Annotated in this window: 19 protein-coding genes; 9 read left to right on the top strand and 10 right to left on the bottom strand. The window is 58.2% G+C overall.

Annotation, left to right across the window (positions count from 1 at the left end; all coding sequences use genetic code 11):
• Positions 1 to 19 precede the first annotated feature (19 nt).
• Positions 20 to 556 carry a hypoxanthine phosphoribosyltransferase gene (hpt, locus tag ACUTQW_RS10170; protein WP_004947911.1) on the top strand — a complete coding sequence of 179 codons (537 nt, stop codon included), beginning with the start codon at positions 20 to 22 and terminating at the stop codon, positions 554 to 556.
• A 50-nt stretch (positions 557 to 606) separates the two neighbouring features.
• Here hpt and can read toward each other — a convergent pair whose 3' ends face one another.
• Positions 607 to 1269, bottom strand: a complete 663-nt coding sequence (gene can / locus ACUTQW_RS10165; RefSeq protein ID WP_006327876.1) for a carbonate dehydratase — start codon at positions 1267 to 1269, stop codon at positions 607 to 609.
• A 190-nt stretch (positions 1270 to 1459) separates the two neighbouring features.
• On the opposite strand from can, the gene ACUTQW_RS10160 reads away from it, so the two are divergent.
• The 3 genes from ACUTQW_RS10160 to ACUTQW_RS10150 all read left to right on the top strand — a co-directional run bounded on the left by ACUTQW_RS10160 (position 1460) and on the right by ACUTQW_RS10150 (position 4606).
• Positions 1460 to 2383, top strand: coding sequence for an ABC transporter ATP-binding protein (locus ACUTQW_RS10160; protein WP_004947905.1), 924 nt, complete (start codon positions 1460 to 1462; stop codon positions 2381 to 2383).
• Positions 2380 to 3150, top strand: coding sequence for an ABC transporter permease (locus ACUTQW_RS10155; protein WP_004947902.1), 771 nt, complete (start codon positions 2380 to 2382; stop codon positions 3148 to 3150). The genes ACUTQW_RS10160 and ACUTQW_RS10155 overlap by 4 nt, the downstream gene beginning before the upstream one ends.
• A gap of 175 nt (positions 3151 to 3325) precedes the next feature.
• Entirely contained in the window at positions 3326 to 4606 is a 1281-nt protein-coding gene (locus ACUTQW_RS10150; protein WP_020439730.1) for a polysaccharide deacetylase family protein, read from the top strand.
• A gap of 36 nt (positions 4607 to 4642) precedes the next feature.
• Here the strand turns inward: ACUTQW_RS10150 and panD are convergent, their stop codons facing one another.
• From panD to panB, 3 genes are all read right to left on the bottom strand, one after another.
• Positions 4643 to 5023 carry an aspartate 1-decarboxylase gene (gene panD, locus ACUTQW_RS10145; protein WP_004947897.1) on the bottom strand — a complete coding sequence of 127 codons (381 nt, stop codon included), beginning with the start codon at positions 5021 to 5023 and terminating at the stop codon, positions 4643 to 4645.
• Between the two features lie 135 nt (positions 5024 to 5158).
• Positions 5159 to 6013 carry a pantoate--beta-alanine ligase gene (gene panC, locus ACUTQW_RS10140; protein WP_020439729.1) on the bottom strand — a complete coding sequence of 285 codons (855 nt, stop codon included), beginning with the start codon at positions 6011 to 6013 and terminating at the stop codon, positions 5159 to 5161.
• A 22-nt stretch (positions 6014 to 6035) separates the two neighbouring features.
• Complete coding sequence (gene panB, locus ACUTQW_RS10135) at positions 6036 to 6830, bottom strand: 3-methyl-2-oxobutanoate hydroxymethyltransferase (RefSeq protein WP_006327867.1); 795 nt, start codon at positions 6828 to 6830, stop codon at positions 6036 to 6038.
• A gap of 158 nt (positions 6831 to 6988) precedes the next feature.
• Here panB and qseB point away from each other — a divergent pair, with 158 nt between their 5' ends.
• Both qseB and qseC read left to right on the top strand, forming a co-directional pair.
• Positions 6989 to 7651 (top strand): quorum sensing response regulator transcription factor QseB, encoded by a 663-nt coding sequence (gene qseB, locus ACUTQW_RS10130; protein ID WP_006327865.1) that lies wholly within the window; start codon positions 6989 to 6991, stop codon positions 7649 to 7651.
• Positions 7648 to 9006, top strand: a complete 1359-nt coding sequence (gene qseC, locus ACUTQW_RS10125; protein ID WP_006327864.1) for a quorum sensing histidine kinase QseC — start codon at positions 7648 to 7650, stop codon at positions 9004 to 9006. Before qseB ends, qseC begins: the two co-directional genes overlap by 4 nt.
• A 24-nt stretch (positions 9007 to 9030) precedes the next feature.
• Here the strand turns inward: qseC and folK are convergent, their stop codons facing one another.
• The 6 genes from folK to thpR all read right to left on the bottom strand — a co-directional run bounded on the left by folK (position 9031) and on the right by thpR (position 14002).
• Entirely contained in the window at positions 9031 to 9531 is a 501-nt protein-coding gene (folK, locus tag ACUTQW_RS10120) for a 2-amino-4-hydroxy-6-hydroxymethyldihydropteridine diphosphokinase (RefSeq protein WP_004947882.1), read from the bottom strand.
• Complete coding sequence (gene pcnB / locus ACUTQW_RS10115; protein ID WP_071531479.1) at positions 9531 to 11084, bottom strand: polynucleotide adenylyltransferase PcnB; 1554 nt, start codon at positions 11082 to 11084, stop codon at positions 9531 to 9533. Before pcnB ends, folK begins: the two co-directional genes overlap by 1 nt.
• A 61-nt stretch (positions 11085 to 11145) precedes the next feature.
• Positions 11146 to 12045, bottom strand: a complete 900-nt coding sequence (gene gluQRS / locus ACUTQW_RS10110) for a tRNA glutamyl-Q(34) synthetase GluQRS (protein ID WP_064799696.1) — start codon at positions 12043 to 12045, stop codon at positions 11146 to 11148.
• Between the two features lie 72 nt (positions 12046 to 12117).
• Entirely contained in the window at positions 12118 to 12573 is a 456-nt protein-coding gene (dksA, locus tag ACUTQW_RS10105; protein ID WP_004947862.1) for an RNA polymerase-binding protein DksA, read from the bottom strand.
• Positions 12574 to 12755: 182 nt separating this feature from the next.
• A complete protein-coding gene (sfsA, locus tag ACUTQW_RS10100) occupies positions 12756 to 13463 on the bottom strand; it encodes a DNA/RNA nuclease SfsA (RefSeq protein ID WP_006327861.1) in 708 nt (235 codons plus the stop codon).
• Positions 13460 to 14002 (bottom strand): RNA 2',3'-cyclic phosphodiesterase, encoded by a 543-nt coding sequence (gene thpR, locus ACUTQW_RS10095; protein WP_006327860.1) that lies wholly within the window; start codon positions 14000 to 14002, stop codon positions 13460 to 13462. The genes sfsA and thpR overlap by 4 nt, the downstream gene beginning before the upstream one ends.
• Before the next feature lie 56 nt (positions 14003 to 14058).
• Between thpR and hrpB the strand changes: the two genes are divergently transcribed.
• The 3 genes from hrpB to fhuA all read left to right on the top strand — a co-directional run bounded on the left by hrpB (position 14059) and on the right by fhuA (position 21692).
• Positions 14059 to 16521, top strand: a complete 2463-nt coding sequence (gene hrpB / locus ACUTQW_RS10090) for an ATP-dependent helicase HrpB (RefSeq protein WP_053230304.1) — start codon at positions 14059 to 14061, stop codon at positions 16519 to 16521.
• 221 nt (positions 16522 to 16742) lie between these two features.
• Positions 16743 to 19247, top strand: a complete 2505-nt coding sequence (gene mrcB / locus ACUTQW_RS10085) for a bifunctional glycosyl transferase/transpeptidase (protein ID WP_006327858.1) — start codon at positions 16743 to 16745, stop codon at positions 19245 to 19247.
• A 249-nt stretch (positions 19248 to 19496) separates the two neighbouring features.
• Positions 19497 to 21692, top strand: a complete 2196-nt coding sequence (fhuA, locus tag ACUTQW_RS10080) for a ferrichrome porin FhuA (protein ID WP_235195970.1) — start codon at positions 19497 to 19499, stop codon at positions 21690 to 21692.
• Positions 21693 to 21724 lie beyond the last annotated feature (32 nt).

The following is a 21724-nucleotide window of genomic DNA, read 5'->3' as shown; positions in this document are numbered from 1 at the left end:
GGCAACTGACCTGAAACCTATGAAACACACTGTAGACGTAATGATTTCCGAGCAGGAAGTTAAGACCCGTATCGCCGAACTTGGCCGTCAAATCACCGAACATTACCGCGATAGCGGCAGTGATATGGTGTTGGTCGGGCTGCTGCGCGGTTCCTTCATGTTCATGGCCGATCTGTGTCGCACGATTGAAGTGCCGCACGAAGTCGACTTTATGACCGCCTCGAGTTACGGCAGCGGCATGTCCACCACCCGCGATGTGAAAATCCTCAAGGATCTTGATGAAGACATCCGCGGCAAAGACGTGCTGATCGTCGAAGACATCATTGATTCCGGCAATACGCTGAATAAAGTGCGCGAAATTTTAGCGCTGCGCGGGCCGAAATCTCTAGCGATCTGTACCTTGCTGGACAAACCCGAGCGCCGTGAGGTGGAAGTGCCGGTGGAGTTCGTCGGGTTTTCGATCCCGGACGAGTTCGTGGTGGGCTACGGCATTGACTACGCTCAGCGTTATCGTCACCTGCCGTACGTCGGCAAAGTGGTGCTGCTGGACGAGTAATCGGCTGGGGCGCGGCTTGGCCGCGCCCACATTGAGAGCAAGATAACGCTTTAGGCTTTTACGCCCTTGTCCTGCTGCAGTTTGGACATCGCCTTGCGATACCCCATTTCCAGGCTCTCGCGGCTGGTGGCAGCCACTTCCAGATCGCGCAGCCGTCCGTCCTGAATCCCGTACACCCAACCGTGAATCGTCACTTTCTGGCCGCGTTTCCAGGCCGATTGCATAATGGTGGAGTGACCCAGGTTGTAGACCTGCTCGATCACGTTGATTTCACACAGTACGTCGAGGCGCTGTTCCGGTTCCAGTTCGCCCAGCAGCGAACTGTGCTTGTACCACAGGTCGCGGATATGCAGCAGCCAGTTGTTGATCAGCCCCAGCTCCGGGTTTTCCACCGCGGCCTCTACGCCGCCGCAGCCCAGATGGCCGCAGATGATGATATGTTCAACCTCCAGCACATCCACCGCATACTGCACGACCGACAGACAGTTAAGATCGGTGTGAACCACCAGGTTTGCCACATTGCGATGGACAAAGAGTTCGCCAGGTTCCAACCCGGTCAGTCTTTCTGCCGGGACGCGGCTGTCCGAGCAACCTATCCATAAAAAGCGGGGCTTTTGCGCCTGGGATAAACGTTCAAAAAAGTCTGGATCTTCCTGGTTGATATTGGCCGACCAGGCTTTGTTGTTGGCGATAAGCGTTTCGATTTCTTTCATGGAGGGTTATAGGCCTGTAACAAACAGATTGCGTTGGGCTAATATAGGACAAGCGTCACAATTTGGAAATCGGAACAGTTACGCTTTTTTCCGCACGGATTCGCCTCAGTGAAATCGCTGCTGATGATAAGATCATCTCTAATTACAAGACGCGGCAGCATACTCATCGTCACAAGGTACTTTCTAACTTATGAATTATGCACTGGAATTAGCGCAGTTGACCAAGACCTACGCGGGTGGCGTCAAGGCATTGCGCGGGATCGATCTTAACGTCGAAGCGGGGGATTTTTATGCCCTGTTAGGGCCAAACGGCGCTGGAAAATCTACCACCATCGGCATTATCAGCTCGCTGGTGAACAAAACGGCCGGCAGCGTACGGGTGTTCGGTTATGACATCGATAAAGATATCGTTAACGCCAAGCGCCAACTCGGGCTGGTGCCGCAAGAATTCAACTTTAACCCGTTTGAAACCGTCATGCAGATTGTGGTCAATCAGGCGGGTTACTACGGCGTGACCCGGCGCGAAGCGTTGGCGCGTGCGGAAAAATACCTGACCCAGTTGGATCTGTGGGGCAAGCGCGATGAACGCGCCCGCATGCTCTCCGGCGGTATGAAACGCCGTCTGATGATCGCCCGCGCCTTGATGCACCAGCCAAAGCTGCTGATCCTCGATGAGCCGACGGCTGGGGTGGATATCGAACTGCGCCGCTCCATGTGGGGCTTCCTGAAAGAGCTGAACGCCCAGGGCACGACCATTATCCTCACGACCCACTATCTGGAAGAGGCGGAAATGCTGTGCCGCAATATCGGCATTATCCAGAACGGGGAACTGGTGGAAAACACCTCAATGAAAGGATTGCTGGCCAAGCTGAAGTCCGAAACCTTTATCCTCGATTTGGCGGCCAAAAGCCCCTTGCCGAAGCTGGATGGCTATCGCAACCGCCTGACGGATACCTCGACGCTGGAAGTGGAAGTAATGCGCGAGCAGGGCCTGAACGGCTTGTTCGCTCAGCTCAGCGCGCAGGGGGTGCAGGTATTGAGCATGCGTAATAAGGCTAACCGACTGGAAGAGCTGTTTGTCACCCTGGTTAACGGTAATGGAGAAAAAGCATGACGCGTTTGTATTGGGTGGCTTTACAGAGTATCTGGGCCAAAGAGATCAACCGTTTTGCCCGTATCTGGATCCAGACCCTGGTGCCGCCAGTGATCACCATGACGCTGTATTTCATCATCTTCGGCAACCTGATTGGTTCGCGCATTGGCGATATGCACGGTTTTGATTACATGCAGTTTATCGTGCCCGGCCTGATTATGATGGCGGTAATCACCAACTCGTACGCCAACGTCGCATCGTCGTTTTTCAGCGCCAAGTTCCAGCGCAATATCGAAGAGTTGCTGGTGGCGCCGGTGCCGACTCATGTGGTGATTGCCGGTTACGTCGGCGGCGGCGTGGCGCGCGGCATTTGCGTCGGCGTGCTGGTGACGGTGATCTCGCTGTTCTTTGTGCCGCTTCAGGTGCATGCCTGGTGGGTGATTGTGCTCACGCTGCTGCTGACGGCAATCCTGTTCTCGCTGGCGGGCCTGATCAACGCGGTGTTCGCCACTACCTTTGACGACATCAGCCTGATCCCGACGTTCGTATTGACGCCGCTGACCTATCTGGGCGGGGTTTTCTATTCGCTGACGCTGTTGCCGCCGTTCTGGCAGGCGGTGTCCAAACTGAACCCGATCGTCTATATGATCAGCGGTTTCCGCTACGGCTTCCTCGGCATCAGTGATGTGCCGTTGGTGCTGACCATGGCGGTGCTGGTGGCGTTTATCCTGGTGTTCTATCTGCTGTCCTGGTACCTGATAGAGCGCGGTCGTGGCCTGCGCACCTGATGTACTGACGCCCCCGGACCCGCGTTCGGGGGCGCTGTTATCGATCTGAAGCCGGCATCACATAAATCAATAGAATTGCTCACATAACCCCTTTCTCCCCGATGTTCAAATCGTGCTATGCTGGCGCTCCACATTTTCTCCATTTTTATCACGCACTCGTAAGCAGAACATAACCATGCGGCCTCAACACAAGATAGCGGCTGGGCTACTCGGCATCCTGATGTCACTCGCTTCTCCGGCGACGCTGGCAAATTTGTTGTCGGAAGACAGCGCTGTTAAATCTGAATATATGGAAGCGCAACGCGACAGCGAGGTTTATTCGCTGATTGGCGAGCATGTTATCCCGGTCGGAGAAGTGAAGCAGGGGCAGCTGATTCAGGTGTTCCCGGCGGATGCGGAATATTACGAATTCAAGTTTGGTCACGGCACGGGGTTTATCGATAAAGACGACGTGCGCAACCTCAAAAAATCTCGCCAGGTGCAAGACGATCTCGGTGAGCTGAATAAGCCGCTGACCAATCAGAACCTGATCACTCAGAAGGCGATCAACGTCTATACCAAGGCGGATAACGCCAGCGAAGTGTTTGGTGTGCTGGAAGAGAACCTGCGTTATCCGATCATCGGCAAACTGAAGGATCGGCTGAACAATACCTGGTATGAGATCAATATTGGCGATCGTCTGGGCTATATCAGCGAGCTGGATTGCGAAATCGACACCGGCATTCCGGTGTTGACCTACCACCATCTGCTGAAAAACGAAGAGAACAAGCGTTTCCGCCATACCTCGACCACCACTTCGGACGTGGCGTTCAGCAACCAGATGACCTACCTGAAGCAGGCCGGTTATGACACCATTTCCCTGTACCAGTTGGAAGCCTACCTGAAGAATCAGATCAATCTGCCGGGCAAGGCGGTGGTGTTGACCTTTGATGACGGGCTGAAGTCGGTCTATCGCTATGCCTATCCGGTATTGAAGGACTACGGTTTCCGCGCAACGGCGTTTATTATTTCTTCGCGCATCAAACGCCACCCGCAGAAGTGGAACCCGGACTCGCTGCAGTTTATGAGCATTTCCGAACTGAAGCAGATACAGGACGTGTTCGACGTGCAGTCACATACGCATTTCCTGCACCGTACCGACGGCAACCGCCAGCCTATTCTGCTGAGCCGTTCGCTGCACAATATCGAATTCGATTTTGAGCGTTCGCGCCGCGCGCTGTCGCAGTTTAATCCGCACGTGTTGTACGTATCCTATCCGTTTGGCGGCTACAATCAGCGGGCGATACAGGCGGCGAAAGACGCCGGTTTCCACATGGCGGTGACCACGGTGCAGGGTAAGGTAAAGCCGGGGGATAATCCATATACGCTGAAGCGGCTGTATATTCTGCGTACCGACTCCATTCAGACCATGGCGGACAGGATAGCCAACAAGCCGGGGGCGGTGGTGGTGCAATAACAGGAAACGGGCGCTGAAAGGCGCCCGTTTTTATTCTCAGGCTACCTGAACCGGCACGGCTTTCGCTTTGCGTTGCAGGTTGTTGTCACCTTCGAAATAGGCGACTTTCGGGTGGTGCTGGCGGGCATCGGCATCGCTCATTTGCACGTAAGAGCAGATGATCAATTTGTCGCCTACGCAGGCGCAACGTGCCGCCGCGCCGTTGACCGAAATGATGTGCGAACCGCGTTCAGCGGCGATGGCGTAGGTCGAGAAACGCTGACCGTTATCAACGTTATAAATATCTATAGCTTCATATTCCAGAATGCCCGCGGCCTCCAGGAAATCCTGATCGATGGCGCAGGAGCCTTCATAGTGCAAGTCGGCCTGAGTCACTTTCACCCGATGCAGCTTGCCTTGCAGCATAGTACGTATCATAACTTTACCTAACTGAGTATCAGCCTTCACAGGCGATTGAGGTTGAACATCCATCCGGCGTTTATCGTCACCGATAAGTCCCTCCATGTCTACTTTCAGAGGGGCTGAAACAGTGACGATTGCACAAAAAGTAGCTTACAGCGTCAGGTCAACCTGCTGGTTGTCGATCAGGCGCGCCTTGCCCAGCCAGGCGGCCATCAGTACCACTGCGCGTTGGCTTTCAACACCCAGCGGTTGCAGGTTGTCCGCGTCACGGATAAACAGTTCGTCCGGTGTGAAACCGGCGGCGCGCAGGTGCGCGGCGGTTTGCTCCAGCAGATCGTCGACGTGGCGCTCGCCGTTGCTGAGTTGTTCTGCCAATGCGTTCATGATCTTGCTGAGCTGAGGGGCGATTTTGCGTTCTTCGGCAGTCAGGTAGCCGTTGCGCGAGCTGAGCGCCAGGCCGTCTTTAGCGCGCACGGTCGGCACGCCGACGATATCGATGTCGTACCCCATGTCCGCCACCATCTTGCGGATCAGCGCCAGTTGCTGGTAGTCCTTCTCGCCAAAACAGGCCAGATTCGGCTGAACCAGGTTGAACAGTTTGCTGACGATGGTGGCGACGCCGCGGAAATGACCGGGGCGGCTGGCGCCTTCCAGCATGGTGGAAATGCCCGGCACGTCGACATAGGTTTGCTGTTCCAGCCCCTGCGGGTAAACATCGGCCGGCGCCGGTGCGAACACCAGGTCGACGTTGCGGCGGGTCAGCTTTTCGCTGTCCTCCTGCAGGGTGCGCGGGTAGCGCGCCAGATCGTCAGGGCGTTCGAACTGCATCGGATTCACGAAAATGCTGACCACCACGATGTCGGCGCGCGCGCGGGCTTCATCAACCAGCGTCATATGGCCTTCGTGCAGATTGCCCATGGTCGGTACCAACGCGATGCGTTTGCCGTCCTGGCGCCAGCGGCGGATCTGCTGACGCAGCAAAGGCAGGGTTTCGATAATAATCATTGATAGCTCCTGGAACGATCGCTTAATTAAAAGAGTGTTCTTCAGCGGGGTAAGCGCCTTGCTCCACTTCCTGCATATACTGTTGCACCGCCAGGCGAATATCGCCGCTTTGCGCCAGGAAGTTTTTAGCGAATTTCGGCGTATGGCCACCGGTAATGCCAAAGGCGTCGTGCATCACCAGGATCTGGCCATCGGTCACGTTGCCGGCGCCAATGCCGATCACCGGAATGGACAGCGCTTCGGTGATCTTGCGCGCCAGTTCGGTCGGTACGCACTCCAGCACCAGCAGTTGCATGCCGGCCAGCTCCAGATTTTGCGCATCTTCCAGCAGTTGTTTGGCGGCGAGCTCGTCACGGCCTTGCACCTTGTAGCCCCCGAACACGTTCACCGACTGCGGCGTCAGGCCGAGGTGGCCGCATACCGGTACGGCGCGCTCGGTGAGCATTTTCACCGTTTCGCACAGCCAACTGCCGCCTTCCAGTTTCACCATATTGGCGCCGGCCTGCATCAGTTCGGCGGCGTTGGCGAAGGCCCGTTCCGGGGTGGCGTAACTCATGAAAGGCATGTCAGCCAGCAGCAGGCAGGCCGGGGCGCCACGGCGTACGGCTCGGGTGTGGTAAGCGATGTCGGCGACGGTGACCGGCAGCGTGGAGTCGTGGCCCTGCAGCGTCATGCCCAGCGAATCGCCCACCAGCAGTACTTTAACGCCTTGCTCTTCAAACAGTTGAGCAAAGCTGGCATCGTAGGCGGTCAGTGAAGCAAACTTGCGTTGCTCCTGTTTCCACTGGCGCAAATGGGTCACGGTGGTGGGTTTCATCACTACGTCTCCTGAATAGAGCCGCGCGGTACGCGCAGGGCCCTGGCTGCAAAAAAGTGTTGTCATTCTACTGTAACCCTAACGGGGTGGGTAGCGCAGATCTGAAGCTTAAGGGGTTCTTAAGAACCTTGTGATGTAATGGCGAAAAAGGGACGAGCATGCGAATTCTGCTGATAGAAGATGACAAGTTAATCGGTGACGGCATCAAGGCCGGGTTGACCAAACTCGGTTTTAATCTGGACTGGTTTACCGACGGGTTGGTCGGCAAAAGCGCGCTGGAAAGCGCACCTTACGATGCGGTGATCCTCGATCTCAGCTTGCCGGGCCTGGATGGGCTGGATTTATTGCGCCAGTGGCGCCAGGCCGGCCATGATGTGCCGGTGCTGATCCTTACCGCGCGCGATGCGCTGGAGCAGCGGGTCAGCGGCCTGCAGAGCGGTGCCGATGATTACCTGTGCAAACCTTTCGCCCTGACGGAGGTCGCGGCGCGCCTGCAGGCGTTGATCCGCCGCCGTCATGGCCAACTGATGCCGCAACTGGTGCATGGCAACCTGGTGTTTGACTCGGCCACTCGCAGCGTGAGCTGCAACGGCGAGCCGGTAACCTTGACGCCGCGTGAGCTGGCGGTGCTGGAGCTGTTCCTGCATAACAAGGGACGAGTGCTGGCGCGATCGCTGATCCAGGAAAAACTGTACAACTGGGATGACGAAGTCAGCAGTAATGCCGTGGAAGTGCACATTCATCACCTGCGGCGCAAGTTGGGTAACGGTTTTATCCGTACCATTCACGGCGTGGGCTACACGTTGGGGGAGGTAGAGTGAAACATCTCAGCTTGCGGCTGCGGCTGATCCTGATTTTCAGCCTGCTGGCGCTGGTGACCTGGTGTTCCGCCAGCCTGGTGGCGTGGATGATGACGCGCAACAACATCAATGAAGTGTTTGATACCCAGCAGATGCTGTTTGCCAAGCGCTTGGCGACCGCCAATCTGGGCGATTTGCTGGCCGACGAAAGCGTGCGTAGCCTGCCGAAAACCAAGAAGCTGGTGCACCACGGTAAGCGAGGCAAGCAGGATGACGATGCGTTGGCGTTCGCCATCTTCGACCGTAACGGCAAGATGTTGCTCAATGACGGTGAAAGCGGCGCGGATTTCCGCTTTGACGGCGAGCGTGAAGGCTTTACCGATGGCGAACGGCGGGGTGATGACGACAGTTGGCGGCTGCTGTGGCTGACCAGCCCGGACGGCCGCTATCGTATCGTGGTCGGCCAGGAGTGGGATTACCGGCGGGATATGGCGCTGGGTATGGTAACCGGGCAACTGGTGCCGTGGCTGGTGACGTTGCCGATCCTGATGCTGTTGATCGCGCTGATGGTAGGGCGTGAACTGCGGCCACTGCGCGTGGTGGCTGCCGGGCTGCGCAAGCGGGCGCCTGACGACGCTACGCCGCTGGATGCGCGTCAGGTACCGACCGAAGTCAGGCCGCTGGTGGATGCGCTGAACGCGCTGTTTGCGCGCATCAATGCGTTGCTGGTGCGTGAGCGGCGTTTTACCTCAGATGCCGCCCATGAGCTGCGTAGCCCGCTGGCGGCGCTGCGGGTGCAGACGGAAGTGGTGCAATTGGCCGGTGACGATGAGCCGATGCGTGAACATGCGCTGGACAATCTGACGGTGAGCATCGATCGTGCCACTCGCTTGGTCGATCAGTTGCTGACGCTGTCGAGGCTGGATTCACTGTCGGATCTGGCCGATTTGGAGCCGGTCGACTGGAGCCGACTAGTGCCGATGACGCTGGCGGAGCAGGATCGTCATGCTCACGCCGCCGGCGTCACGTTGCGTTACGAACAGCAGGGCATGCCGGCACCGTTACAGGGCCAAGCGCTGCTGCTGTCGCTGCTGGTGCGTAATTTGGTGGACAATGCGGTACGTTACACGCCTGCGGGCGGCACCGTCACTGTGAGGCTTACAGAGCGTTTGCTGGCGGTCGAAGACAATGGACCGGGGATAACGGCGGAGCACCTGGTACGGCTGGGTGAGCGTTTTTATCGTCCGCCGGGCCAGGAGCAAACCGGCAGCGGGCTGGGGTTATCTATCGTGCAGCGCATCGCCGGTTTGCACGGGCTGCGCATCAGCTTTGCCAACCGGGCAGAAGGCGGGTTTGTCGCTCAGGTGAGGCTGTAGGGGGCGCCGCATGCTGCGCCCGATTCAGGCTTTTTGCTTGGGCTGATGCCACAGTTCCATGCCGTTCTCCGGCACGCGCTTCAGGCAACTGGCCAACGACTCACCGTCCGGGAACACCAACTCGGGGGCGATTTCCGCCAGCGGGTAGAGCATGAACTCGCGTTCTTTCAGGCCGTAATGCGGCACTGTCAGGCGATCGGTATGAATAACCTGCTCGCCATACAGCATGATGTCCAGATCGAGGGTGCGCGGGCCCCAGCGCTCATCTTTGCGCACACGGCCCTGATTGCGTTCTATCGCTTGGGTATGATCGAGCAGTTGTTCGGCGGGCAGCAAAGTATCCAGCGCCACCACCGCATTGAGAAAGTCCGGCTGGTTCTGTGGCCCCAGCGGCTTGGTGCGGTAAAACGACGAACAAAGGATCAGTCGGGTGCGCGGAAGATGCTCCAGCGCCTCCAGTGCGGCTTTTACCTGTTGCAGCGGTTGCGCCAGGTTACTCCCCAGCGCGATATAAACGCGGATCATTATGCTCCTTCTTTACGCGGCGTCCGGCGGCGAGGGCGACGCTGACGGGCGCGGCGTGGCGCGGGGTCGTCACCCAAAGTGCTCAACATGGTTTTCTGGCGCGCCGGCGTGGCTTCCTGGAACTCGCCCCACCATTCGGTCAGACGCAGCATTTCCTGGTTTTCTTCCACTTCGGCGCGCAGCGCCAGCAGATCATAAGCGGCGCGGAATTTCGGGTGTTCCATCAGCTTGTGCGCACGCTTGCCCTGACGGCGAGACAGGCGCAACTGCAACTGCCAGATATCGCGAACCAACGTGGTGATGCGTTTCGGGATCGCCAGCGAGCGACACTGTTCGTCCAGCACGTCGTTCATCGCCAGCGCAAAGGCGTCGTAATACGCCAGCCCGCTTTCCTGCGCCAGTTTCTGCGCATGTTCCAGCAGCGGATACCAAAGCATAGCAGCAAACAGGAACGCCGGGTTGACGCGCATGTCGTTCTGCAGCCGATAATCGGTGTTCTTCAGCACCTGCACCAGAATGCGCTCCATCGGCGTGTCATGGCTAGGCGTGAAGTGGCGTGCTATCTGCGGGAACAGCGGCTGGAACAGCTGGTATTCGCACAGTTTCAAATAGGTTGGGTAACCGTAACCTGCCTGCAGCAGCTTGAGCGATTCCTCAAACAGACGCGCCGGCGGGATCTCATGCAGCAACGACGCCAGGCGTGGGATCGGCTCGGCGGTTTCGTCGCTGATGCTCATGTCGAGCTTGGCGGCAAAGCGCACCGCACGCAGCATGCGCACCGGATCTTCGCGGTAGCGGGTTTCCGGATCGCCGATCAGGCGAATCACTCCCTGTTGCAGGTCACGCATACCGTCAACGTAATCACGCAGGGTGAAGTCCGCCACGCCGTAATACAGACTGTTGATGGTGAAGTCGCGGCGCTGAGCATCTTCTTCGATCGAACCGAAGATGTTGTCGCGCAACAGCATGCCATTTTGGGCCTGCTGGGAAGAATTCTTGTCTGATTCCGGGGTTTGCTGCTCGTGGTGGCCGCGGAAAGTGGCAACCTCGATGATTTCCGGCCCGAACATCACGTGCGCCAGACGGAAACGGCGGCCGACCAGGCGGCAGTTGCGGAACAGCTTGCGCACCTGATCTGGCGTGGCGTTGGTGGTGATGTCGAAATCTTTCGGCTTTTTGCCGAGCAACAAATCGCGCACGCCGCCACCGACCAGATAGGCTTCGTAGCCGGATTTGTTCAGGCGGTACAACACCTTCAGCGCATTCTCACTGATGTCTTTGCGTGAGATTGAATGCTGATCGCGTGGGATCACGGTCATGGGGCCGGTTCCCTCCGCTGCGGGAAAAGGTGGGCGCTTGCGCGGCGCCGGCCGGCGGGCAGGGGTTTCTCTACCGCTTTCGGCGTGCCGTTGTTGTTGCGGCGCGGCAGGTTGTTCAGCCACCACGCTTTCTTCGCGGATTACCTTTTTATCGCTCACCGGCGCATCCTCGCGGGGCAGCTTGTCATCGCGGATTAGTACCTTACGGCAGAAATTGGCTACTCGGGTAAAAATGGTACACCTCGATAGTGACTGATAAAAATGGAGCTAACAAAAAATAGCGGCTAATCATAGCTCACCATGGCTCCTTTGAGAATGCCGATGTGTTTTCATCCACCTGGCGGGGCACATTTTCCAGCTTCCAGTGTGCTATAGCCCAGCTCAATAATAACGGCAGGTCAAGATCTTGCCAGCTTTCCGGCAGCGGTTGACGCAGAAATTTCAGCGCGGCGATCAGCACCGGACGAGGATCGCCTTCGGGCAGCGCGGGCGCATGATTTTGCTTCGACAGCTTGATGCCGTTCGCACCCAGCGCCAGTGGCAAATGCACATAAGCGGGGACCGGTGCCTGCAACTGATGATACAGCGCAATCTGGCGCACCGTCGGTTCAATCAGATCGGCGCCGCGTACGATTTCGGTCACGCCCTGGAAATGGTCGTCAACCACCACAGCCAAATTATAGGCAAACAACCCATCGCGTCGGCGAATGATAAAATCTTCTCGCGCCAGAGCCGGATCGGCCCGCAACTCGCCTTGCAGGCGATCGTGAAAGGCGTAAACCGGTGCGGATTGACGTAAACGGATAGCGGCGCCCTGCGGACCAAGATGCAAATCACGGCAGTGGCCGTCATACAAACCGCCAATTTGCTGGATACGACTGCGGGTGCAATTGCAGAAATAGCTAAGCCCCTGTTGTTGCAGTTGATCCAGGGTTGCGCGGTAGGCTTCGTGACGTTGGGATTGATAGATGACCTGGCCGTCCCAGAGGAGACCATAGTGTTCCAGTGCGGATAAGATACAGGCGGCCGCACCGGCGACTTCGCGCGGAGGGTCAATATCTTCAATGCGAACCAGCCACTGCCCGCGTTGGGCACGAGCCTGGAGGTAGCTTCCCAGAGCGGCAATCAGCGAACCGAAATGCAGATCTCCGGAAGGCGATGGGGCAAAGCGCCCCACATAATGACTTTCTTGCATATCAGAGGGGAAAGGTTCCCTTTTCTCTGTGCGGTGTGCGTATGAACGCACACCGCAGCGGTAACAACTGTATTAGCCGGCCATCTGCTTTTCGCGGATTTCTGCCAGGGTCTTGCAGTCGATGCACAAATCGGCAGTCGGACGCGCTTCAAGGCGACGAATACCGATCTCCACGCCGCAGGAGTCGCAGTAGCCGAAATCTTCGTCTTCCACTTTCTTCAGCGTTTTCTCGATCTTTTTGATCAGTTTGCGTTCACGGTCACGGTTACGCAGTTCAAGGCTGAACTCTTCTTCCTGCGCTGCACGGTCTACCGGATCCGGGAAGTTGGCCGCTTCGTCTTGCATATGCGATACAGTACGGTCCACTTCGTCCCTGAGCTGGTTGCGCCACGCTTCAAGAATAAGCTTGAAATGCTTCAACTGGGCGACGTTCATGTACTCTTCGCCCGGCTTCTCTTGGTACGGCTCCACCCCAGCGATGGCGAGAATGCTCAAGGACGAGGTTTTACGGGTTTGCCCTTCTTGCATGTTGCTTCTCCTACATACACACGCACTATCGAATCCCCAATGCGGGGGAAAAACAGGCCGCTATAAATAACAGATGGAAGGTAGGTTGGCAATTATTCCTGTCGCCTGCTTGACAATGCTGTGAAGGAAGGCGTATTTGGCGACGCGATGACCGGTTGTTGAATTATTGGTGCCCGGTGCCGCTAATCGATAAAAAACGGTAACTTATCGCAGAGAGATATACCGTCAGGTGATAATTTAGCCCCATAACAAACGACTTCTACTCCCAACTGCCGAACCTGTGCCAACAGTGCCGCATAACGCTCATCTATATGATGTGCCGGTGCGACCTGTTCAATACCGCTATGTAACACAGCAAAAAACAAAACCGCCCGCTGCCCGCTTTCAACCACGCCGAGCAACTCACGCAGATGCTTTTGTCCTCTGAGCGTTACCGCATCAGGGAAGTAACCACGTTGTTGTTGCAGTAATGTGACTGACTTAACTTCAATATAGCAGTTAACCCTGTTTTCTGCCTGTAATAACAAATCGATACGGCTGTTTTCACTGCCATATCTTACTTCGCCGCTGATTTTACTGTAACCGGATAATTCATTGATTAAATTCTGTTCAATGGCTTCGCGCACCAATCCGTTGGCGCGAAGGGTGTTGACGCAGATCCAATCCCCCTGTTGGGTGTGCGTCAACTCCCAGCTGTGGGCATATTTGCGCTTGGCGTTATCCGAAGTGGAATACCAAAGGGTATCGCCCGGGGTGGCGCAGCCGGTCATGGCACCCGTGTTGGCGCAGTGCAGGGTGAAAGTTTCGCCTTCCGGGGTAATCACGTCGGCCAGAAAGCGTTTGTAACGTTTAATCAGCGTGGCGGAACGTAGCGGTGGGGTGAAAATCATGGGGTATCCTGATGGGCTAAAGGCCATTGTTCCAGCGGGTGATAACGCGTGCGACCGTTCTCAAATACCGACTGGTACAGGGTGAAGGAGTCGGCGCTGAAGGTCCAGCCCGGCGTTGCGGGCGGCACGGCTACCGGTTGCGTTGCAGAGCGCAGCAGGGTGATGTGCGGATGAAACGGCATCGGGCTTTGGTAGCAGCCGCTGCGGGCCGCCTGCGATCGCAACAGCTCCGCCAGTTGCAACGCCCCTCGCGGTGCGCGGCGGGTGCCAAGCCATACCACGCCAGGGCGCGGCCAGTGGCCAAGATCGTCCAGTATCATGCTGAAGCCGGGTTGGATAATGCGGCCGGCCAGATTTTTCAGCGCGGTTTCCTTTTGCGCGCTGACATCACCGAGAAACGCCAGCGTCAGATGCAGGTTGGCCGCGGCGACTGGCCGACCGGCTTCGGGCGTGAAAGCTTCGGCGCGCCAGCGAATCACCTGTTGCTGCAGTGCATCAGGTAAGGTCAGGGCGAAAAACAGGCGGCGCGAACTGGACATAGATACCCGGCAAATGAATGAAACGCAGAGTCTAATGCTACAATGTGCGCCGCCCAATGTTAACCACTACGGAGAGTTCTGTGTCTTCACTGCCCGTCAGTGCGGTTCTTGATGAATTGCTCACTGCGCTGCAATCCGCCCCGCAGGTGTTGCTGCACGCGCCAACCGGCGCCGGTAAATCGACCTGGTTACCGCTGCAGATCCTGGCTAAAGCCGGCCTGCCGGGCCGCATCATCATGCTGGAGCCGCGCCGGTTGGCGGCGAAGAACGTGGCGTATCGGTTGGCGCAACAGTTGGGGGAAGAACCGGGCCAGACCGTGGGTTACCGCATGCGCGCCGAAAGCAAAAGCGGGCCGCATACCCGGCTGGAGGTGGTGACCGAAGGCATTCTCACTCGCATGTTACAGCAGGATGCCGAGCTGCAGGGCGTCTCGCTGGTGATCCTCGATGAATTCCATGAACGCAGCCTGCAGGCCGATCTGGCGTTGGCGCTGTTGCTGGACGTGCAACAGGGGCTGCGTGAGGATCTCAAACTGCTGATTATGTCGGCGACCCTGGATAACGCTCGTATGACGCAGCTGCTGCCGCAGGCGCCGGTGGTGGTGTCCGAGGGGCGCAGCTTCCCGGTTGAACGCCAATATCAGCCATTGGCCAGCCATCAACGGCTGGAGGATGGCGTGGCGGCGGCGGTGAAACGCCTGCTGTCCGAACAGGGCGGATCGCTGCTGCTGTTCCTGCCCGGCGTGGCGGAAATCAATCGGGTGCTGGAGCGGCTGAACGGCGAGGTGGCGGCCGATACCGACCTGTGCCCGTTGTATGGCGCATTGCCGCTGGCGCAGCAGCAAAAAGCGCTTCAAACGTCGCCGGCCGGGCGTCGCAAGGTGGTGCTGGCGACCAACATCGCCGAAACCAGCCTGACCATCGAAGGCATTCGGTTGGTGGTAGACAGCGGGCTGGAGCGCGTGGCGCGTTATGACGTGCGTAACGGCCTGACGCGGCTGGTGACGCAGCGCATTAGCCAGGCGTCGATGATCCAGCGTGCCGGCCGTGCCGGGCGTCTGGAACCCGGTATTTGCTGGCACCTGTTTGCCAAAGAGCAGGCAGAGCGGGCAGCGGAACATGCCGAACCGGAAATCCTGCAAAGCGATCTCGCCGGTTTCTGGCTGGAGCTGTTGCAGTGGGGCTGCCATGACGTTGGGCAACTGACCTGGCTCGATCGGCCGCCGGAGACGGCGCTGGCGGCGGCAAGAAAGCTGCTGCAACACCTTGGCGCTACCGACGACGGCGGCAAATTAACCGCACGGGGCCGGCAGATGGCTATGCTGGGTTGTGAGCCCCGGCTGGCGGCGATGCTGACCCAGGGTGCAGAGCGGGGGACGGATGGGTTGGCGACCGCTGCCGCGCTGGCGGCGTTGCTGGAAGAGCCACCGCGTAGCGGTCAGATGGATATCGGCTACTGGCTGAGCCGCCTACAGCCAAACTGGCAGCGCCGCGCTGCCCAGTTAGCGCGGCGTTTGCAGCCGCGAAGCGGGCAGATTGATGCAGATTTGGCGCCGAGCCTGCTGGCGTTGGCGTTTACCGACCGCATCGCCCAGCGGCGCGGTCAGGATGGCCGTTACCTGCTGGCCAACGGCATGGGGGCGGCGATGAATCAGGATGAGGCGCTGTCGCGTGCGCCGTGGCTGATCGCGCCAAGCCTGCTGCAGGGCCACAACAGCCCCGATGCGCGCATTCTGCTGGCGCTGCCGGTGGAGATTGATGCGCTGGCGGCGCAACTGCCGGCGATCGTTTCCCAGCAAACTGCGGTGGAGTGGGATGAAGAAAAGGGCACGCTGCGAGCCTGGAAACGCCAGCAGATTGGCCGTCTGACGCTGCGGGCGCAGCCGTTGGCCAAACCGGCCGATGAGGAATTGCAACTGGCGCTGCTCAACTGGGTACGCGCCCAGGGTATCGCGGTGCTCAACTGGGATACCGCCGCCGAACAGCTGCGTCTGCGTTTGCAGTGTGCGCAAAATTGGCTGCCGGAGGCTGCCTGGCCAGCGGTCGATGATGAGTCGTTGCTGGATCGGCTGGAGCAATGGCTGCTGCCCTCCCTGAGTGGCGTACGCGATATGCGCGGGTTGAAGCAGGTCAATATCGCCGAAGCCCTTGCGCGCCTGCTGGACTGGCAGCAAAAGCAGCGGCTGGATAATGCGCTGCCCACTCATTACACTGTGCCGACCGGCAGCCGTTTGCCGATTCGCTATGATGCCGGCAAACCGCCGGCATTGGCGGTGCGTTTACAGGAAGTGTTCGGTGAACAGCGCAGCCCAATGCTGGCCGAGGGTCGCATCCCGGTGGTGCTTGAGTTACTCTCACCGGCACACCGGCCGCTGCAAATCACCGGCGATCTGGCAGCGTTTTGGCAAGGTGCCTACCGGGAAGTGCAGAAAGAGATGAAAGGGCGCTACCCGAAACACGTGTGGCCGGATGATCCGGCGAATACCGCCCCCACGCGGCGCACGAAAAAATATCAGTAACCCCCGTCATACTTGACGCCGCATCTGTGTTGGCTGTGCTCACTTACCCGAATCACTTACTAGAGTAAGCTCATCGGGATAAGTTCTCCTGCCACCTTGATGCAACGCCAATTATTTAGGGGGAGAATTCAGATGTTTCTTCTGTTCAGCGGCCTGGCGTCGGGACAGATTAAGCGACTAATAATGGCCGGCAGTGCCGCCAAGTCTGGAGAATGACAGCAATGGCTGGGGATGACCGCGAGCCCATCGGGCGCAAAGGGAAACAACCAAAACGCACCGCGTCGGGCAAACCGCCGCGCCGTCGCCGAGACGACGATTATGACGATTACGAGGAAGACGAGCAGCAAGATGACGATGATGAATATGAAGACGAGGAGGAAAGCGTGCCGCGTAAGGTAAAAGCGACTCCGCCGCGTAAAAAACGCCGTTGGCTTGGCCTGCTTATCAAACTGATTCTGGTGGTCGCGGTGCTGTTGGCGATCTACGGCGTGTACCTGGATTCCCAGATCCGCAGCCGCATTGACGGCAAGGTCTGGCAGTTGCCGGCCGCGGTCTATGGCCGCATGGTCAACCTGGAACCGGGCATGCCGTACAGCAAGAAGGAAATGGTCGATCTGCTGGAAGGTATGCAGTACCGCCAGGTTAGCCGCATGACCCGGCCGGGCGAGTTCACCGTGCAGGCCAACAGCATCGAGATGCTGCGTCGTCCGTTTGACTTCCCGGATGGCAAAGAGGGGCAAATCCATGCCCGTCTGGATTTCCAGAACAACCGTCTGGCGAAAATCGAAAACATGGAGAACCAGCGTAACTTCGGGTTCTTCCGCCTCGATCCGCGCCTGATCACCATGTTGCAGTCACCGAACGGTGAACAGCGTCTGTTCGTGCCGCGCGCCGGTTTCCCGGACCTGCTGGTGGATACGCTGATTGCCACCGAAGACCGCCATTTCTACGAGCATGACGGCATCAGCCCTTACTCCATTGGCCGTGCGATGCTGGCGAACCTGACCGCCGGGCGTGCGGTGCAGGGCGGCAGTACCCTGACGCAGCAGTTGGTGAAGAACCTGTTCCTGACCAACGAACGCTCGCTATGGCGTAAAGTCAACGAAGCCTACATGGCGCTGCTGGTGGATTACCGTTACAGCAAGGACCGTATTCTTGAGCTGTATCTGAACGAGGTGTACCTCGGCCAGAGCGGCAGCGACCAGATCCGCGGTTTCCCGCTGGCCAGCCTGTATTACTTCGGCCGCCCGGTGGACGAACTGAGTCTGGATCAGCAAGCATTGCTGGTGGGGATGGTGAAAGGCGCATCCTTGTATAACCCGTGGCGCAACCCGACGTTGGCGCTGGAGCGCCGCAATCTGGTGCTCAAGCTGTTGCAAAATCAGGGGGTTATCGACGCCGAACTGTACAATATGCTCAGCGCGCGGCCGCTGGGCGTGCAGCCGAAGGGGGGGGTGATCACGCCGCAGCCGGCGTTTATGCAGATGGTGCGTCAGGAACTGCAGGCCAAGTTGGGCGACAAGGTGAACGACCTGTCCGGGGTGAAAATCTTCACCACGCTGGATCCGGTATCTCAGGATGCGGCGGAAAAAGCGGTCGAAGACGGTATTCCGGCGCTGCGTGCCGCCCGCCATCTTAACGATCTGGAAGCGGCGATGGTGATTGTCGATCGCTTCAGCGGTGAGGTGCGTGCCATGGTTGGCGGTGCCAATCCGCAGTTCGCCGGTTTTAACCGCGCGATGCAGGCGCGCCGCCTGGTCGGGTCGCTGGCCAAGCCGCCAACCTACTTGACCGCGCTTTCCGAGCCGGACAAATACCGCCTGAATACCTGGCTGGCGGACCAGCCGCTGTCGCTGAAACTGCCGAATGGCAGCCTGTGGCAACCGAACAACTACGACCGCAAATTCCGTGGACAGGTAATGTTGGTGGATGGCCTGGCCTTCTCGCTCAACGTGCCGACGGTGAATTTGGGTATGGCGGTCGGGCTGGATCAAATCAGCGCTACCTTGCAACGTTTGGGTATTCCTAAAGCGGAAATCAACCCGGTGCCTTCGATGCTGCTGGGGGCGATTGGTCTGACGCCGATGGAAGTGGCGCAGGAATACCAAACCATCGCCAGCGGCGGTAACCGCGCGCCGTTGTCTGCGGTGCGTTCGGTGATTGCGGAAGACGGTTCGGTGCTGTACCAGAGCTTCCCGCAAGCGGAACGCATGGTGCCGGCTCAGGCCGCTTACCTGACGCTGTACGCCATGCAGCAGGGTGTAGCGCGCGGGACCTCCCGTTCTCTGTCGGTGAAGTTCCCCAACTACAACCTGGCGGCGAAGACCGGTACCACCAACGATCTGCGCGACAGCTGGTTTGCCGGTATCGACGGTAAAGAAGTGGCTATCGCCTGGGTTGGCCGTGACAACAACGGCCCGGCCAAGCTGACCGGCGCCAACGGTGCGCTGACCCTGTATCGCCGCTATCTGGAAAACCAGACGCCGCTGCCGCTGATGCTGCAGCCGCCGGAAGGCATCAACCAGATTGGCATCGACTCCGCCGGTAACTTTGTCTGTGGCGAGGGCGGGCGCAGCATCCCGGTGTGGACCGATAATCCGCAAGGGCTGTGTCAGGCAAGCCAGGCCGCTCAGCAGCAGCAACAGCAGCAACAGCCGGCGGGTGAGCAAAAAGACGCTGACGGCGTCGCCGGCTGGATCAAGGATATGTTCGGCCAGGGCCAGTAAGTTGGCGAGCGGTTAATCCCCGTTGCCGAAAGGTTTTTTGTTGCAGGCCCGTAACTTTGGTTGCGGGCCTTTTTATTTTCCGCGCAGTTTATTTCCATCAGGTTAATGCGGTTAAACGGTTAATCCCCCCACCTATTTACTGGCTGAATTCGACTTGCAGTTTAATTTGGCTTCTGCATAAAATGCGTCGCTTATAATAATTATTATCGTTTACATTCGTTATCAAATAATTCATCAGAGAAACCACCTATGCTGACCAAGCGTCCATTCTCACCGCAGGCCATGAAGGGCCGTTCTCCCGTCAGTGGGTTGGCGATCACTATCGCTGCCGCGTTGGGTACGCTGGCGATGCCGGCATTTTCCGCTGAAGCCAATCCGGTAGCCAAAGAAGATACCCTTACCGTGGTGGGCAGCAGCCAGCCGCAACAGGAAAGCGCCTGGGGGCCGGTCGGCACCTACGTGGCCAAACACAGCGCCACCGGTACCAAAACCGATACGCCGATTGAAAAGAATCCGCAGTCGGTTTCCGTGGTCACGCGTGAAGAGATGGATATGCGCCAGCCGGATACGGTGAAAGGCGCACTGGCTTATGCGCCAGGGGTGTATGCAAGCCGTGGCAGCTCCACCACCTATGATTCGGTGGCCATTCGCGGTTTCCCGGCGGTGAATACCAACCAGTATCTGGACGGCCTGCGTCTGCAGGGCGACAACTATAGCGAAGCTTCGGTCGATCCTTATTTCCTTGAGCGAGCGGAACTGCTGCGCGGCCCGGTATCGGTGCTGTACGGCAAGAGCAGCCCGGGTGGGCTGGTGGCGATGGTCAGCAAGCGGCCGACCACCGAACCGCTGCACGAAATCCAGTTCAAAATGGGCACCGACAATCTGTTCCAGACCGGCTTTGACTTCAGCGATGCGCTGGATGATAACGGCGTCTATTCCTACCGTCTGACCGGCCTGGCGAAAGACAGCGATGCGCAGCAGAACATGGCGAAAGAGAAGCGCTATGCGATTGCGCCGTCATTCAGTTGGCGGCCGGATGACAAGACCAACTTTACGCTGTTGGCCAATATCCAAAACGATCCCTATACCGGTTTCTACGGCTGGCTGCCGAAGCAGGGTACGCTGATCCCGTTGCCGGACGGCAGCAAGCTGCCAACCAGTTTCAACGACGGTGAAGCAAGCAATTACTTTGCGCGCAAGCAGCGCATGATCGGCTATAGCTTCGAACATGCGTTCAATGACACCTGGGCGGTGCGCCAGAACCTGCGTTATATGCAGCTGGAAAGCGACATGAAGAGCATCTATGGCAGCGGCGTTAGCGCGACGGCCCCGACCACGCTGAACCGCGCCTATGTGCAGTCGAAGGAGCATCTGAACAGCTTCTCGGTGGATACCCAGGCGCAGGCCAGGCTGAAAACCGGCGCTGTAGATCATACCCTGCTGTTTGGCGTCGACTATTCGCGCATGCGCAATGATATCAACTCCGGCTTCGGTTCTGCCGACAGCCTGAGCATGACCGATCCGCAATACGGCAACGACGCCACCACCGTGACTTTCCCGTATAACTACCTGAACCGCCAGGAACAGACGGGGTTGTACGTGCAGGAGCAGGGCGAGTGGAACCAATGGTTGCTGACGCTGGGCGGCCGTTATGACTGGGCCAAAACCTCGGCCAATAACCGCATCGATAACTATACCAACGAACGCTCGGACGGCCAGTTCACCTGGCGTGGCGGTCTGAACTATCTGTTCGATAACGGCATCACGCCGTATTTCAGCTACAGCGAGTCATTTGAACCGACGCTGGATACCTCCGCTAACGGGCAGACGTTTATCCCGTCGATTGGCAAGCAGTACGAGGCCGGCGTGAAATACGTGCCGAAAGATCGCCCTGTCGTCCTGACCGGTGCGCTGTACCAACTGACCAAAAACAACAACCTGACGCCGGATCCGGATAACGCACAGTTCAGCGTCCAGAGCGGTGAGATCCGCTCGCGCGGCATAGAGCTGGAGGCCAAGGCGGCGTTGAACGCCAACGTCAACCTGATCGCTTCCTACACCTACACCGACGCGAAATACACCAAGGACAGCACCTATCAGGGCAAGCCAACCACCGAGATCCCTAAACATATGGCGTCGCTGTGGGCGGACTATACCTTCCACGAAACGGCCGTCAGCGGCCTGACTCTGGGTTCCGGCGTGCGTTATGTGGGGTCCAGCTCATCCTTCAACAGTGACAACAGCACCTTTAAAGTACCGGATTACACCTTGGTGGATGCGACCATCAAATACGATTTGGCGCGTTTTGGCCTGCCGGGCTCGTCAGTAGGCGTCAATATCAACAACCTGTTTGATAAGACTTACGTTTCAAGTTGTTATCGCGACTACGCCTGCTATTGGGGCGCAGAACGTCAGGTGGTCGCCACCGCAACCTTCCGCTTCTAACCGGATAATCGGGGCGGCGGATCGTCGCTCCG

It is taken from the genome of Serratia sp. TSA_7 (assembly GCF_052692135.1).
Note: the sequence above shows the minus strand (reverse complement) of the source record. Positions and strands in the feature narration are given on the sequence as shown.

Coding starts and splice junctions, on each gene's coding strand:
- hpt (WP_004947911.1), top strand. CDS start 20: ATGAAACACACTGTAGACGTAATGATTTCCGAGCAGGAAGTTAAGACC.
- can (WP_006327876.1), bottom strand. CDS start 1,269: ATGAAAGAAATCGAAACGCTTATCGCCAACAACAAAGCCTGGTCGGCC.
- ACUTQW_RS10160 (WP_004947905.1), top strand. CDS start 1,460: ATGAATTATGCACTGGAATTAGCGCAGTTGACCAAGACCTACGCGGGT.
- ACUTQW_RS10155 (WP_004947902.1), top strand. CDS start 2,380: ATGACGCGTTTGTATTGGGTGGCTTTACAGAGTATCTGGGCCAAAGAG.
- ACUTQW_RS10150 (WP_020439730.1), top strand. CDS start 3,326: ATGCGGCCTCAACACAAGATAGCGGCTGGGCTACTCGGCATCCTGATG.
- panD (WP_004947897.1), bottom strand. CDS start 5,023: ATGATACGTACTATGCTGCAAGGCAAGCTGCATCGGGTGAAAGTGACT.
- panC (WP_020439729.1), bottom strand. CDS start 6,013: ATGATTATTATCGAAACCCTGCCTTTGCTGCGTCAGCAGATCCGCCGC.
- panB (WP_006327867.1), bottom strand. CDS start 6,830: ATGAAACCCACCACCGTGACCCATTTGCGCCAGTGGAAACAGGAGCAA.
- qseB (WP_006327865.1), top strand. CDS start 6,989: ATGCGAATTCTGCTGATAGAAGATGACAAGTTAATCGGTGACGGCATC.
- folK (WP_004947882.1), bottom strand. CDS start 9,531: ATGATCCGCGTTTATATCGCGCTGGGGAGTAACCTGGCGCAACCGCTG.
- gluQRS (WP_064799696.1), bottom strand. CDS start 12,045: ATGCAAGAAAGTCATTATGTGGGGCGCTTTGCCCCATCGCCTTCCGGA.
- dksA (WP_004947862.1), bottom strand. CDS start 12,573: ATGCAAGAAGGGCAAACCCGTAAAACCTCGTCCTTGAGCATTCTCGCC.
- sfsA (WP_006327861.1), bottom strand. CDS start 13,463: ATGATTTTCACCCCACCGCTACGTTCCGCCACGCTGATTAAACGTTAC.
- thpR (WP_006327860.1), bottom strand. CDS start 14,002: ATGTCCAGTTCGCGCCGCCTGTTTTTCGCCCTGACCTTACCTGATGCA.
- hrpB (WP_053230304.1), top strand. CDS start 14,059: ATGTTAACCACTACGGAGAGTTCTGTGTCTTCACTGCCCGTCAGTGCG.
- mrcB (WP_006327858.1), top strand. CDS start 16,743: ATGGCTGGGGATGACCGCGAGCCCATCGGGCGCAAAGGGAAACAACCA.
- fhuA (WP_235195970.1), top strand. CDS start 19,497: ATGCTGACCAAGCGTCCATTCTCACCGCAGGCCATGAAGGGCCGTTCT.